The sequence below is a fragment of the Prosthecobacter sp. genome, assembly GCF_044222565.1.
Taxonomy (GTDB): domain Bacteria; phylum Verrucomicrobiota; class Verrucomicrobiia; order Verrucomicrobiales; family Verrucomicrobiaceae; genus Prosthecobacter.
Map to the genome: position 1 here is coordinate 280,990 of NZ_JBGANA010000003.1, position 13,918 is coordinate 294,907.

Here is a 13,918-nt window from a genome sequence, read left to right on the forward strand (position 1 = left end):
TTATTTGATCAAGAGTGTGCATTGTGCCTGAGTTTTAGTGATTTGACGCATAAGGCGAACTCTTTGTGGCGGCCGGTGTTGAGGAAATGCAAACCATGAAACCTGTCCGGATCTCCAATCACTGATGAAAAAGCAGCGTGACACCTCCCTCCAAATTCGAATGGCCACCATTGCCATTCTGGTGCTGCTGGTCGTGCTGGCCGCTGCGGCCTACCTCAGTGGGAGGCAGGTGAAGGATGACAGCAACATGATCGCCGAGGACGCGGTGCCCGGCACCATTGATGCCCATTACATGCGCATGGCCATCTCCCGCAGCATCGGCTGGGTCCTCGTGGCGGCTTCCGCACGGACCCCCGAGTCCCGCGAAACGAGTCTGAAAACCGTGCATGATGCGCGCGCGGCGTTTGCAGATGCTGTCCAGCGGTATGAGACCACCATCCGGCTCAATCCTGGGGCGGACCGTGCCCTGCTGGACCAGGTGAAGGCCAGTTATGCTGCATTTGAAGTTCAGCTTCTGGCCTACGAGGCGCTGATTTTGGCCGGAGACCGGGAGGGTGCAGCAGCCTTTCTGGAGCAAAAGCTGATTCCTGTTTTCATTCCGGCGATCAAATCCGCCGAGGATCTGATCAAATACAACCATGGCAACAGCATCGCTCTCTCAAGCTCCATCCGGCGCAGCGTCAATCTGCTCTACGGGGCCGTGGCCCTCGTGGTCGTGCTGGCTCTCGCCTGTGCGGTGGTGCTGGTGTGCAATCTGACCATCCGCCGCCGCGAGCTGGCGGAACTGCAGGAGAGTGAGGAAAAATTCGCCAAGGCTTTCAGGGCCAACCCGAGCGGCATCGCCATTTCCGAATTTGAGACCGGGCGGTACATCGAGGCCAACGACAGTTTCTGCAAAATCCTGGGTTATCCGGTGCAGGAGATCGTTGGTTTCACGACTCTGGACAAAGGTATTTGGAGCAGCGAGGAAGAGCGCAACCGTTTCATTCAGCCGCTTCTTGGAGGGGGCATCCTGCATGATCAGGAACTCCAGATCCGCACCCGCTACGGTGTGCGCAAAATTCTTTCTCTGAATGCCGAGCTCATCGAGCTCGCCGGCAGGCGCTGCATCGTCACCCTGATTGAGGACATCACGGAACGCCGGCACTTGGAGCACAAGCAGGCGCAGCTGGCCTCCATCGTGGAATGCTCGGAGGATGCGATCATCGGCAAGACGCTGGATGGCATCATCACGAGCTGGAACCGCGGGGCGGAGAAGATCTTTGGCTACACGGCGGAGGAGGCGATCGGGCAGACGCTGCTGATCCTGTTCCCGCCGGAGAGGCGGCAGGAGGAGGTGGAGATCCTGGCCCGGATTTCGCGCGGAGAGACGGTGCAGCATTTTGAGACGGTGAGAGTCCGCAAAGATGGGGGGCGGATTTTCATCTCGGCGACGATTTCTCCGCTAAAGGACGGGGAGGGGAAGGTGACGGGGGCGTCCAAGATAGCGCGAGACATCACGGCGCATAAGCAGGCGGAGGAGGCGCTGAGAGAGAGTGAGACGCAGATCCGCAGCCTGGGAGACAACCTGCCCAGCGGCATGATGTACCAGCTGGACATGGGGCCGGAAGGGAAGGAGAGACGCTTTACGTATGTGAGCGCCGGGGTGGAGAGGCTGCATGAAGTGAAGGCTGAGGAGGTGCTGCGGGACGCGCAGGTGATCTACCAGCAGGTGGCCGAGATGGACCGGGCGCTGGTGGTGGCGCGTGAGGCCGAGGCGCTGGAGGGCATGAAGCCCTTCATGGTGGAGGTGCGGATGCGGCTGCCCTCTGGTGTGGTGCGGTGGAGCCTCTTTACCTCCGCGCCACGCCGCGCGGCCAACGGGCACGTGCTGTGGGACGGGATAGAGCTGGACATCACGGCGCAGAAGGAGGCGGAGGAGATTCTGCGGCACAAGCAGACGCAGCTGGTGCAGGCGATGGAGGTGGCGAAGCTGGCGCACTGGGAGTTTGACGTGGTGAGGAACATCGTGACGGCGGACGAGCATCTTTTCCAGATGATCGGGACGTCTGCCGAGCGGGAAGGCGGACGCTCACTGCCGCCGGAAGAGTACATCCGGAGATTTGTGCATCCTGAGGACGCCGGCATCGTCGCCAGCGAGGTTGCGGGCGGAGTTGCGACGACCGACCCGGACTTTGCCCGGCAGTTTGAGCATCGGATCATCCGTCCGGACGGCGTGGAGCGCATGATGCTGGTGCGCTGCCGGATCCTCTTGGATGAGGGCGGGCGGACGGGCAAGATTCTGGGGACGACGCAGGACATCACCGAGCAGAAGCAGGCGGAGCAGAGGATCCGGCAGCTGAACCGGATCTACGCGGTGCTGAGCGCGATCAACAAGACCATCGTTCATGAGAAAGAACTGAAGGTCATGCTGACCAAGGCCTGCGAGACAGCGGTGGAGACGGGAGGCTTCCGGATGGCATGGGTGGGAATGTACGATGCCGATGCGCACAAGGTGAAGCCGGTGGCCTCCTCAGGCGTTGTGGAGGGATACCTGGATCTGGTGAACATCGACCTGAATGACCAGCAGCGAAGCAGCGGGCCGACAGGACGGTGTTTCCAGTCCGGGGGGCATGATGTGTGCAATGATATCGACCATGATGAACGCATGAGGCCGTGGCGGGAGGAGATGCTGAAGCGCGGCTACCGCTCTTCCGCCAGCTTTCCGCTGAAGTCTGCTGGAAAGGTTCAGGGAGTTTTCACGCTCTACTCGGAAGAGGCCGCTTTTTTCAATGATGAGGAGCTGCGGCTGCTGGACGAACTGGCCATGGACATCGGCTTTGCCCTGGAGGTGGGGGAAGGCGAGGCCCGGCGGCGGCAGGCTGAGCAGGAGCTGCGCTGGCGCACGGCCTTCTTCGAGGCGCAGGTGCATTCGGCCATCGACGGCATCTTGGTGCTGGACAGCACGGGGAGAAAGCTGCTGCAGAACCGGCGCATGAACGAGCTGTGGAAGATCCCGCCGCACATCGCCGATGATCCGGATGACGCGCCGCAGTTTCAGTTTGTGGCGGGCCGTGTGAAGGACAGAGAGTACTTTGTGCAGAAGACGGCGCACCTGAACGCGCACCCGGACGAGTCCAGCAGCGATGTGATCGATCTGGTGGACGGCACCATCCTGGAGCGCTACTCAGCCCCCGTCCGTGGGCATGACGGCACCTATTACGGGCGTGTTTGGACATTCCATGACATCACCGCCCGCAAGAAGCTGGAGCAGCAGTTTCTGCGCGCACAGCGCATGGAAAGCATCGGTACGCTGGCCAGCGGCGTGGCGCATGACCTGAACAACATTCTCACTCCCATCATGATGTCCGTGGCCGTCCTGCGCATGGGAGTGCCCGGAGAGAAGCGTGACAGCCTGTGTGACACCATTGAAACGAGCGCGCAGCGCGGCGCTCAGATCATTAAGCAGGTGCTCACTTTTGGCAGGGGTTACGAAGGGGAAAAACAGCCGCTCATGCTGGGAAGCCTGATCCAGGAGATTGAGCAGATGATCCGCAGCACCTTTCCAAAAAACATCCGGGTCGAAACCGAGATAGAACCCGCATTGCGGCTGGTGCAGGGGGATGCGACTCAGATGCACCAGGTGCTGCTGAATCTCTGCGTGAATGCACGCGATGCCATGCCGAACGGAGGCGGGCTGATGCTGAGCGCTGCCAATCTGGACATCGACCTCAGCTACGCGAGCATGGTGCCGGAGGTCTCCCCCGGGGCCTATGTCCTGCTGACGGTTGGCGACACTGGCAGCGGCATCCCCCCGGAAATAATGGAGCGCATCTTTGATCCGTTTTTCACGACCAAAGGGTTGGGCAAAGGAACGGGCCTCGGTCTTTCGACGGTGCACGGCATTGTCAAAAGCCATGGCGGCATCCTCAAGGTGGACAGCAAGCCCGGTGCGGGGACCAGCTTTCATGTCTATCTGCCGGCTGCTGTGGAGCAGGAGGGGGCTGCCGAGTCCGAGGGTGCCTCTGCGCCGCCTTCCGGGCAGGGGGAACTAGTGCTGGTGGTGGACGACGAGCCTGCAATCACAAGCGCGGCACGCTCTGTGCTGGAGGCAAACGGCTACCGTGTTCTGCTGGCCGGAGATGGGATCGAAGCGATCGAAATGTTCGCAAAAAACATGCGCGAAATAGACGTGGTGCTCACGGACGTGATGATGCCTGTGATGGATGGCGTGCTGTTTGTGCGAACGCTGAGGAAACTGAGCACGGAGGTGCCTGTGATTGGCTCGACTGGAGTGGCGGAAAAGGCGCAGATGGACCAGATGCATGCGCTGCATGTGGAGCATGTGCTGTGCAAGCCGTACAATGCCGCGACGCTCCTGCGAACGATCCATGGGGTGCTGCACCCTCCCGGGTAGAATGGCAGAGGGGAGTCGCAGGGCGGCTAGAAATGGGGCGGGGAATCAAGAAACGTCACGTGGCGGTCACAAACCTTGTCCGGTTTTGGCTCGCACTGCGGGATGAACCCGCTACAAAATCGGCATATAGCTCAAATCCAACCCATGAAGCGCTACTCCCTCGGCATCGACTACGGCACCAACTCGTGCCGCTCTCTTCTCATTGACCTCGACAATGGCGCGGAGGTGGGTTCGACGGTGTTTAGTTATCCGAGCGGTGAAATGGGCATTCTGCTGGATCCTAAAGATCCGCATGTGGCACGGCAGAATCCGCAGGACTATCTGGACGGGCTGGAGGCGGTGACCCGCGGGGCTTTGCAGCAGGCACAGGAAAAGGTGGCGGGCTTTGATGCGGCGCAGGTGGTGGGCATCGGCATCGACACGACGGGGAGCACGCCGATTCCGGTGAATAAAGAGGGAACGCCGCTGGGGCTGCTGCCTGAGTTTAAGAACAATCTCAATGCGATGGTGTGGCTATGGAAGGACCATACGGGGTATGCGGAAGCGGCAGAGATCACGAAGCTGGCGCATGAGATGAGGCCGAACATCATCGCCAAATGCGGCGGCATTTACTCCAGCGAATGGTGGTGGAGCAAAATCCTGCGGCTGCGCCGTGTGGATGCACAGGTGTTTGCTGCTGCGTATAGTTTTGTGGAGCACTGCGACTGGATTCCCGCAGTGCTGACGGGAAATACAGACCCGCTGACGCTGAAGCGCGGCGTGTGCAGCGCCGGGCACAAGGCTATGTACAGCGCCGAGTGGGGCGGCCTGCCGGACAAGGAATTTCTGGCGAAGCTGGACCCGGCGCTGGCGGATCTGCGCGACCGGCTTTATTCCGAGGCACACACGGCGGATGTGAAGGCCGGCGGGCTGTGTGCTGAGTGGGCGAAGAGGCTGGGACTGAAGGAAGGCATCGCGGTGAGCGTGGGTGCCTTTGATGCGCACATGGGCGCGGTGGGAGCGGGTATTAAAGAGGGTACGCTGGTGAAGATTCTCGGCACGAGCACCTGCGACCTCATGATCGCGCCGACGAGCAAGCCGCTGGCGGATGTGCCGGGCGTGTGCGGCATTGTGAATGGATCGGTGCTTCCGGGCTATTATGGCATCGAGGCCGGGCAGAGCGCGGTGGGAGACATCTTCCTGTGGTTTGTGAATCACCTCGTGCCGGACAACTATGGCGCGAGTGTGGGCGAGAAGTTTGTGAACATGGAGAAGGCGATGGCGGGCAAGAAGCCCGGTGCCACGGGCCTGCTGGCGCTGGACTGGAACAACGGCAACCGGACCATCCTGGTGGACGTGCGTCTGACGGGCCTGCTGCTGGGCCAGACTTTGCATACCGAAGCACATGAGATTTATCGCGCCTACATTGAGGCGACGGCCTTCGGTGCGCTGACGATCATCAAGCGCGTGGAGGAGTATGGCGTGAAGGTGGAGGAGGTGATCAACACGGGCGGGCTTTCCATCAAGAACGCGACGCTGATGCAGTGCTACGCGGACATCATCGGCAAGCCGATGAAGGTGAGCCAGAGCGAGCAGACCTGCGCGCTAGGGGCGGCGATCTTTGGCGCTGCTGCAGCCGGGGCAGGGGAGGTGGGTGCGCTGCAGGCGCAAGTGACGGCCACGCGGGAGAAGGTGTATTATCCGATCCCGGAAAACCAGGCGGTGTATGCCGAGCTGTATGCGCTGTATCGCACGCTGCATGACGCCTTTGGGACGGCGGAGTGGAGCGGGAAGGTCAATCATGTGATGAAGGAGCTGCTGGATATTCGGGCGAGGCAGAGCTGAAGTTTGATCACAAGCCATGAATCTGCTCGCCGCCAAAACAGGTTTGACTGCGCCAGTGGCGTTTACCTTGGGCCTTTTGATCGTGATGTATTGTGGCTGGGCTTGCCGCGCTGTCCTGACCGGGTGGGAGAGGTTTCGTAAGCGTCATCCTACGTTGTCGCGCTGGGGCAAGGCTTCGATGGGTTTTCCAGCGAGTCGAATGGGTGTGTTGTATGGCGCGCTTTCAGGAATGTTTATTGGCATCCTGATGATAGGAAGCTCGTTGTCTTTGAAGATAAACCTGCCGTTTGATGGCGATTATCTCGTGATTGGTTTTCTTCTCTGGATTCTCCTCGGATTGTCCATCGCATTGAGAGATTACTTCCTCCATGTGGACAACTCGGATAACGACAACAAAGACGATTGAGGTGTTTCTCCTCAACGAGGGCCTTGTCATACGGTTTCATTTTGAGTAGAGTCTGCCGGTGGAAACAGAAACCCTGGCCCGTAAGCTTGGCACTACGACGCACTATTCTATTCTTCTGAGGAAGGCGCGGCGGCTGGGATTGCGTATTCCCGAGGATCTGCGCATTCTTGCTGTTCAGCGGGGCTGTCGTCATTATTGGCAGGGGGACGAGCCTGTGGAGGAGCTTGTTTCTGTGAAGGCTTTTTCGAATGAAGAACTGGCCCTGGCGTTGCTTTCGGTCGCACAAGTTTATGATCCTTTTTCGATCCGATGTGGGGCCGCCATGCTAGGAGCGGAAGGGAATGATCCGCAGGTGCTGGCGCGGCTTGCGATTTGGGAGCGCAGCGAGGCTGTTGTTTCTTACGTGGCCGCATGCGGCAAGAAATATGAGCCGAACAATCCTTTCTGGACTGAGTTGCTGGCCTTGCTGCCAACCGGGCCTGAACCCAAGTCGGGTGTCATGCCTCATCCCACCCGCTTCGTGGCGATGAATGGCTACGAGCGTCATGTGGGAAAGAAAAACAGCTTCGAGTGGCAGCGTCCACAACGTTCTGCGGCATGACTAATGCTGAGATCATCGCCTCCGCTTTGGACGGTCTGCTCGACCACGAGGTGTCTTTGGTGGTTTATGGTCGTGCCTCGATTGCTCTAGGATTTGACGGTGTGCCGAAAGATGTTGGCCGTTCTTTGGACATGGATGTGATTCTGCGCTTCTCCCAGTCAGCAGCGCTTGATATGGATGACCAATTTTGGGGAGCTCAGGCTGAGGTGAATACTGTTTTGGAAAAACAGGGGCTTTATATGACGCATCTCTTCCAAGAGGATCAGGTTTTTCTCCGCCCAGACTGGGAACTGCACATCGTCCGGGCACTGCGTCCTGATACCCGTTTTCTGAAGCTCTTTCGTCCGCATACCATTGATTTGATCCTTACCAAAATGATGCGTGGTGACGACCCGCAAGACATGCAAGACATAGAGTTCATGATTCGGCACGATGGCATCACCGGCGAACAGATGGAACCGGCGTTTCGTGATGTGCGCATACCGGATATGCAAGAACTACGCGACGCGTTTGAGCGTGCGCTGCCAGTGGTGAGGAAGTTACTTGCCCCGCGTTCGCATGGGTGATGAATCAATTTGAGTGGGGCTCGTCCGCAAGCTCGCCACTTCAGCCACCGTTTGGTTTCACGTTATGACATTCCGCGCGCTTTCATTGTTCCTTGCTCTCACTCCCTCCCTTGTTCTAGCCGAAGACTGGCCGCAGTGGCGCGGACCGAGGCTGGATGGGACGTCGAAGGACACTGGGTTTCCGATTTCGGTGGATGGAAATGTGACATGGAAGGTGGAGCTGCCTGGCAGCGGGCATGCGTCTCCCATCGTGTGGCAGGATCGCGTGTTTGTGGTGGCGGCGCTGCCGGAGAATGAGGCGCGGGTGCTGCTGTGCCTGGACCGGGCCTCGGGCAAGGAGCTGTGGAAGTCCACGGTGCTGAAGGCGCCGACGGAGGGGACGCACAAGCTGAACTCATTGGCCTCCAGCACGCCGGCGACGGATGGGGAGCGGGTATTTACGGCGTTTCTGGACAACACCGAGACGGAGGCCACGCGTGCGGCGAATGCGGGGCGGGAGATCCCCAAGGGCGAGGTGCCGAAGGGGACGGTGGTGGTGTCGGCGCATGATTTTAGCGGCAAGCAGGTGTGGCAGGTGCGGCCGGGGCTTTTTTCCAGCAAGCATGGCTTCTGCTCCAGCCCGATCGTGTTTGAGGACAAGGTGATCGTGAACTGCGATCACGACGGCGACGGCTACATCGTGGCGCTGGCGCGGACGGATGGCAAAGAGCTGTGGCGCATCGCGCGGCCGAACAACACGCGCAGCTACTGCGTGCCGCTGATTCGTGACATCGGCGGACGTACGCAGATGGTGCTCTCCGGCACGATGTGCGTGGCCAGCTATGACCCGCGCACCGGCAAGCAGCTGTGGATCATGGACGGGCCGACGGAGCAGTTTGTGGCGTCGATTGTTTACAGCGAGCAGAGTGGCCTGCTTTACATGACGGGCGGGTTTCCTGAGCACCATCTGCTGGCGATCAAGCCTGACGGCAGCGGCAATGTGACGAACACGCACATCGTGTGGCGCACGAACAAGGGGGTGTCTTATGTGCCGTCTCCGATCATCGAGGGCAGCCACCTGCTGAATGTGTCTGACTCCGGCGTGGCGCACTGCTTTGATGCGAAGTCGGGTGAGATTGAATGGGAGGAGCGCATGCGCGAACATCATGCTTCGCTTAGCAGCGCGGAGGGGCGCGTGTATTTCATCAATGACTTTGGCGTGATGCGCGTGGTGCAACCGGAGAAGAGCTACAAGCTGGTGGCGGAGAGCGAGCTGAAGGAAAAGGTCTTTGCCACGCCGGCGCTGAGCGAAGGGCAGATCTTCATCCGCAGCGACAAGAGCCTGATCTGTCTGGGCAAGCGGAGCGCGAAGACGGCGGCGAGGTAGCTTCCTTGTGTCATGAAATTTTTCATCGTGCTTCTGTTTGCAGTGCTTGGACACAGCGCGTGGGCTGCTGACCCTGTGCCGAGGAAGGAGGTGATTGAGAGGGTGGACCGTCTGATGAGGTCGCTGCCGACACTCACCGGTGAGGCAAGGAAACAAGGTATCTCCGACCTTTATGAAATAGCGAGGTCAAAGGAGCCGGGGGTGTGGGATGCCGTTTTGTATTTCGGTTACAACGTGGCCGTGAGTGCTGACGGCACGAGGACCTTGTCACCTAAACCGGAGCGCAACGATGTTCTCAGCAAGGCGATTCCTGTGCTGATTTCAGCCATCGACGATGCCGAGGGAGTCAACAACAAGGCCTGGTGGATTTTGATATGTTTACAGACCGACTGCCCGGCACCCAAGCGAGCGGTCTGGGAGGTGTGGTGGAAAGAAGGTTCCAAGCGATTTGCTCCGACACCTGCGCGGTGACGGCGGCTCATTTCTTTCCGGACTTGCTGTCGGTCAGCTTTTTGGCCGCTTTTTGGGCGTCGCGCAGGAGGGCTGCATATTCGTCGGCGCTGCCGTAGCCGGTGCGGGCGGCGAGCTGGGTGCCGTCGGGGGCGGTGACGACGACGAAGGGAAGGGTGGTGCCCTGCACTTTGAACTGTTTGCTGAAGAGGGCGCTGGTCTTGGGATCGTCGCAGTTCACGTCGGCATACACGAACTTGCTGGGGGAGAGGCGCACATCGCCTTTGGAGATCATGCCTTTGAGGGCCTGGCAGTTGGAGCAGGCTTCGCGGCCGTATTGCACAAACAGCATTTTGTCCTGGCCTTGGGCGGTCTCCAGAGCGGACTTCAAATCGGTCACTTTGGGAGGGCCGCCGGCAAGTGCGGTGGTGGCAAACAGTATGGCAAGGGAGGCGAGCAGCGTTTTCATGGCAAGGAGGAAGTGTCGATGGCTAACGTATGAAAGTCCGTAATGTTTTCGCCGTCCAATCTCGTTTAGATCAAGTCTTCATCCCAATCCAGCCATGCTTCATCGTTCTCTCTCCCTCCTGCTCGCCACGTCGTTTGCCGCTTTCGCTGCCGAACCTGTCCCGGAATTTCACGGCAGCATTGAGCGCCTGGACCCGGCGCTGGATGCGCTGATCGCACCGGACGCGAAGATCGAAAAGCTGGCGTCGGGTTTTAACTGGTCGGAAGGACCGGTGTGGCGGGATGGCGGTATTGTTTTCTCGGATGTGCCGGAGAACACGGTGTATGGCTGGAAGGAAGGTGACACTGCGGCGAAGGTGGTGCTGAAGCCGAGCGGAAGTCTGAAGGGGGATGGCCAGGGATCGAACGGCCTGCAGGTGGATGCCAAGGGAAACCTGGTCCTGTGTCAGCATGGAGAGCGACGCATCGCGCGCCTGGAAAAGGACGGATGCTTTACCTCGCTGGCGGACAAGTATGAAGGCAAGCGCTTCAACAGCCCGAACGATCTGGTGATCGCGAAAAGCGGCACCATCTTTTTCACCGATCCGCCCTATGGCCTGAAGAAAGGCGAGGCGCCTGAGCTGCCGCAGCATGGGGTTTATTCAGTGACGCCTGCAGGCAAGGTGTCACTGGTGATTGCGGATATTCGTTTTCCGAATGGCATCGGCTTGAGCCCCGATCAGAAGACGCTGTATGTCGCAGTGTCGGACCCGCAGAACACGCGGGTGATGGCGTATGATCTGCAAGAGGACGGCAGCGCAAAGAACGGTCGCATTTTCTTCAATGCGCAGCCGCTCAAAAGCAAGGAGCGCAAGGGCGGCTGCGATGGCATGAAGGTGGACAGCAATGGCAACATTTGGACCACAGGGCCTGGCGGTGTGCTGGTGATCAGCAAAGAGGGCAAGCACCTCGGCAGCATTCTCACGGGGCAGGCGACGGCGAACTGCGCGTTCGGCGGTGAGGATCGCGGCACGCTCTACATCACAGCGGACATGTTTCTGCTGCGCGTGAAGACGCTCACGAAGGGGCTGTGACCAGCTTCAGCAGCGCGAGCGCATTCATCACGGCTTTGGGAACGAACGAGGCAGGCTCCACGTATTCGGGGAGCTTGCTGCCATCGGCAGCGCGCTCTGAGCAGTGCGCGTTGTTTCCGTAGGGGCCGAGGCCGTCGAGAGTGGGGGCGAGCTTCCAGAGGTGGTTGGCATCGCTGAGGCCGCCACGTGGAACGGAGAGGGCGGTGAGGCTCATCTGGGCCGCAGCTTCATGCCATAGGCGGAAGAGCGTTTCAGAGTCGCCGCCGCCGGGCCAGGCATCGGTATGGCCGGTACATTCGGCGGTGAGTTTTGCGCCATTGGAGGCGGTGCCTGAGAGGCTGGCAAAAAACTCATCGGCCTGCTCAAGGGCGGCGGGTGCGGTGGCACGGCATTCCCATTCGGCGACGGCTTCATGGGGGACGCGATTGACGACGGTGCCGCCGTGGATCATGCCGATGTTCACGGTGCGTTCCTCGGCAGCATTGGTCAGCGCGGCGATGTCTGGCAGCACGCGGGCGAGAGCGTCGATGGCATTGATGCCTTCATGGTGCTTGCTGCCGGCGTGGGCGGCCTTGCCTTCAGCGCAGAGTTTCCAGGTGCTGCGGCCTTTGCGTGAGGTGACGATGTGCCAGTTGCGCCCATCCACGGGCCCGCCTTCAAACACCAGCACGGCGCGAGCTTTGCCATTGCACAGGGCCGCGGTGGCCTCGCCAAAATCAGCGCCAACGATTTCCTCAGCGGCGTTGGCGGCGACGAGCCAGTGAGTGCGTTCGAAGACGTCTGGGGCGGCATCGCGGAGGACTTGGAGGATGAGCCAGATCAGGGCGGTGCCGCCTTTGTTGTCCACGGTGCCCGGGCCGTAGATGCGGCCTTCTTCAGGACGTTCGTCCCACTTGAAATCATTCTGCTGCTCTTCCTCGGGAGGGAAAACGGTGTCGGAATGAGTGACGAGCACGATGGGAGCGCCCCCACTGCCACGATGCGTGAGGAAGAGATGGTGGCCGGTGCCCGGTGTGGTGCAGGGAGTGAGGGATGCTTCAAAACCCAGCGGTGCAAAAGCGGCGGCGGTGACGGCTGCGACTTCATCGACGCCCGCGGCATTGGCGGTGAAACTGTTGATGGCGACTAGGCGGCGCAGAAAATCAAGGGCGGTCGGCAAATGTCTCGTGGCAGAATCGAAGAGTGAAGTGCTCATGAGAATGATGAATGAGCTTTAAATAGCGTCAGTGCCAAAAGCGCTGGATACTTTCAACATGGCTCTCGTACAAGCATCAGTGCAGGTGTTGCAGCAAATGAGCCAATGATAATGATCCTTGTATTCTTTCCAGCTTTTGGGCGGTGGGAAACGCGTCAGTGGAGTTCCGCACACGCCACATTCTCCGACTCCACAGCTGCGGTCTTCATCTGTTTGCACGGAAGCGAGGTCTGTAATCGCGGATTTATATTCACTGATGGCAACAAAACACCTCAGTTTCTTTGAGGCAAATTCTCGGGAGGCCAGGTTTCGGAGTTCGCCAAATATGGCCTGGCATTCATGAAGTAATTCGATGCGCTTTTTCGTTGGGGACACTGACATTTTTTGCTCGCGCCCCATGATTTGACCGATCAGACCGGATGCCTTGAAGATATGCTGAGACAGAGGATGTCGAAGATCGAGCATGGAGGTTGATGGGTTAGGAGCCGTAACTGTATTAACCTGTGAAGCAGACAACTGTTCATCGTAAGACGGCACCAATGCCGGGGCGGGCGGGCATGATGAGATTGCCCTGGGAGTCGTAGTCGATGCCATTGTAGTCATCGTTTGCGACATAGAAATGGCCGTCGAGATCGATCCAGTCTGCCCAAGGCGCGAGATGGGCGGCGGCGGTGGTGCCGAGGCTGGTTTCGATCATGCAGCCGAGGAGAATTTGCAGAGTCTGCTCGCGGGCCGCGGCAATCATGGCCACGGCGGCATCGAAGCTGCCACACTTGAGGAGCTTGATGTTCACGCCATCGACGAAGTCGGAGAGTGCCACGATGTCCTCGGCGGTTTGAATGCTTTCGTCGGCGTAGATTGGCAGGGCATTGCCGGGCAGCAGGGCACGCAACTCCTCCCAGCCTTCGACACCGAGGCGATGATGGATGGGCTGCTCGATGAGGACGGGACTGTATTCCGCGAGCTTTTCGATCATGAGCGGAGCTTCGGCGAGATCCCAGCCGCCGTTGACGTCGAGCAGCAGTTTCGCGTCCGGTGCCGCCATTCGTGCCACGGAGACGGTGGCGATGTCTAGACCTAGATCGCCCGAGCCGAGCTTGAGTTTGAGGACGGGAAACTGCTGGGATATGGCGCCGACTTTTTCAGCGAAGGCATCGAGGTCAGTAGGGATGCTGAAGGAGCGGCAGCCGGGTGGTGTGGCATGCGCAGGAGTGCCCAGCTTTGACCGGACATAGCCAGACAGGGGCTGGCCGGTCTGGTGGCCGACGATGTCGTGACGCAGGAGGTTGAGCGCAAGGCTGGCCGTGCGTGGCAGATGGGCCGGCAGCACGGCCTGATTCAGCAACTCCAGCGTCTGTACCGGGTCTTCGCCGTAGTAGGGCACAAAGGGCGCCTCGGTGACACGATCTCCATTCGTCGCACGAAGCACCTGACGGGTGGCGGAGGTGCCGTGGGCGATGCGAAACGGCTCAATGAGGTGAAGGGTTTTGATCTCGAAGTGCAATGGCACAGTGAACGATCAAGAACCCCTCTGGTCAAGACCAGCAATCTTTAGAGTGGCGACAGAGACGCA

12 protein-coding genes are annotated in these 13,918 nt (G+C 59.6%); 8 read left to right on the forward strand and 4 right to left on the reverse strand.

Annotated elements, in window-relative coordinates:
- Window positions 1-160 precede the first annotated feature (160 nt).
- The 7 genes from ACILSR_RS05665 (at window position 161) to ACILSR_RS05695 (ending at window position 9,630) form a co-directional block, all read left to right on the forward strand.
- Window positions 161-4,396 carry a PAS domain S-box protein gene (locus ACILSR_RS05665; RefSeq protein ID WP_395748760.1) on the forward strand — a complete coding sequence of 1,412 codons (4,236 nt, stop codon included), beginning with the start codon at window positions 161-163 and terminating at the stop codon, window positions 4,394-4,396.
- A 144-nt stretch (window positions 4,397-4,540) separates the two neighbouring features.
- Entirely contained in the window at window positions 4,541-6,220 is a 1,680-nt protein-coding gene (locus ACILSR_RS05670; RefSeq protein WP_395748761.1) for a ribulokinase, read from the forward strand.
- Window positions 6,221-6,236: 16 nt separating this feature from the next.
- Window positions 6,237-6,626 (forward strand): hypothetical protein, encoded by a 390-nt coding sequence (locus ACILSR_RS05675; RefSeq protein WP_395748762.1) that lies wholly within the window; start codon window positions 6,237-6,239, stop codon window positions 6,624-6,626.
- A 58-nt stretch (window positions 6,627-6,684) separates the two neighbouring features.
- On the forward strand, window positions 6,685-7,227 hold the full coding sequence (locus tag ACILSR_RS05680) for a hypothetical protein (RefSeq protein WP_395748763.1): 543 nt from the start codon (window positions 6,685-6,687) through the stop codon (window positions 7,225-7,227).
- Entirely contained in the window at window positions 7,224-7,793 is a 570-nt protein-coding gene (locus ACILSR_RS05685) for a hypothetical protein (RefSeq protein WP_395748764.1), read from the forward strand. Before ACILSR_RS05680 ends, ACILSR_RS05685 begins: the two co-directional genes overlap by 4 nt.
- A 64-nt stretch (window positions 7,794-7,857) precedes the next feature.
- A complete protein-coding gene (locus tag ACILSR_RS05690) occupies window positions 7,858-9,159 on the forward strand; it encodes a PQQ-binding-like beta-propeller repeat protein (RefSeq protein WP_395748765.1) in 1,302 nt (433 codons plus the stop codon).
- A gap of 12 nt (window positions 9,160-9,171) precedes the next feature.
- Window positions 9,172-9,630, forward strand: a complete 459-nt coding sequence (locus tag ACILSR_RS05695) for a hypothetical protein (protein WP_395748766.1) — start codon at window positions 9,172-9,174, stop codon at window positions 9,628-9,630.
- Between the two features lie 7 nt (window positions 9,631-9,637).
- On the opposite strand, the gene ACILSR_RS05700 is transcribed toward ACILSR_RS05695, so the two are convergent.
- Window positions 9,638-10,078 (reverse strand): hypothetical protein, encoded by a 441-nt coding sequence (locus ACILSR_RS05700; protein ID WP_395748767.1) that lies wholly within the window; start codon window positions 10,076-10,078, stop codon window positions 9,638-9,640.
- Window positions 10,079-10,172: 94 nt separating this feature from the next.
- Between ACILSR_RS05700 and ACILSR_RS05705 the strand changes: the two genes are divergently transcribed.
- Window positions 10,173-11,150: an SMP-30/gluconolactonase/LRE family protein gene (locus ACILSR_RS05705; protein ID WP_395748768.1), complete on the forward strand. Its 978-nt coding sequence runs from the start codon at window positions 10,173-10,175 to the stop codon at window positions 11,148-11,150.
- Here ACILSR_RS05705 and ACILSR_RS05710 read toward each other — a convergent pair.
- From ACILSR_RS05710 to ACILSR_RS05720, 3 genes are read right to left on the reverse strand one after another with little or no spacing between them, the layout of a single operon-like run.
- Window positions 11,134-12,345 (reverse strand): M20/M25/M40 family metallo-hydrolase, encoded by a 1,212-nt coding sequence (locus tag ACILSR_RS05710; protein ID WP_395748769.1) that lies wholly within the window; start codon window positions 12,343-12,345, stop codon window positions 11,134-11,136. The two genes, ACILSR_RS05705 and ACILSR_RS05710, sit on opposite strands and share 17 nt — an antisense overlap.
- 18 nt (window positions 12,346-12,363) lie before the next feature.
- Window positions 12,364-12,810 carry a hypothetical protein gene (locus ACILSR_RS05715; protein ID WP_395748770.1) on the reverse strand — a complete coding sequence of 149 codons (447 nt, stop codon included), beginning with the start codon at window positions 12,808-12,810 and terminating at the stop codon, window positions 12,364-12,366.
- 55 nt (window positions 12,811-12,865) lie between these two features.
- Window positions 12,866-13,855 carry an enolase C-terminal domain-like protein gene (locus ACILSR_RS05720; protein ID WP_395748771.1) on the reverse strand — a complete coding sequence of 330 codons (990 nt, stop codon included), beginning with the start codon at window positions 13,853-13,855 and terminating at the stop codon, window positions 12,866-12,868.
- Window positions 13,856-13,918: the final 63 nt, after the last annotated feature.

Bases quoted from the DNA above. Each gene is read 5' to 3' on its own strand.
- ACILSR_RS05670 (WP_395748761.1), top strand. From the start codon at position 4,541: ATGAAGCGCTACTCCCTCGGCATCGACTACGGCACCAACTCGTGCCGC.
- ACILSR_RS05710 (WP_395748769.1), bottom strand. From the start codon at position 12,345: ATGAGCACTTCACTCTTCGATTCTGCCACGAGACATTTGCCGACCGCC.
- ACILSR_RS05695 (WP_395748766.1), top strand. From the start codon at position 9,172: ATGAAATTTTTCATCGTGCTTCTGTTTGCAGTGCTTGGACACAGCGCG.
- ACILSR_RS05685 (WP_395748764.1), top strand. From the start codon at position 7,224: ATGACTAATGCTGAGATCATCGCCTCCGCTTTGGACGGTCTGCTCGAC.
- ACILSR_RS05690 (WP_395748765.1), top strand. From the start codon at position 7,858: ATGACATTCCGCGCGCTTTCATTGTTCCTTGCTCTCACTCCCTCCCTT.
- ACILSR_RS05675 (WP_395748762.1), top strand. From the start codon at position 6,237: ATGAATCTGCTCGCCGCCAAAACAGGTTTGACTGCGCCAGTGGCGTTT.
- ACILSR_RS05705 (WP_395748768.1), top strand. From the start codon at position 10,173: ATGCTTCATCGTTCTCTCTCCCTCCTGCTCGCCACGTCGTTTGCCGCT.
- ACILSR_RS05715 (WP_395748770.1), bottom strand. From the start codon at position 12,810: ATGCTCGATCTTCGACATCCTCTGTCTCAGCATATCTTCAAGGCATCC.
- ACILSR_RS05665 (WP_395748760.1), top strand. From the start codon at position 161: ATGGCCACCATTGCCATTCTGGTGCTGCTGGTCGTGCTGGCCGCTGCG.
- ACILSR_RS05700 (WP_395748767.1), bottom strand. From the start codon at position 10,078: ATGAAAACGCTGCTCGCCTCCCTTGCCATACTGTTTGCCACCACCGCA.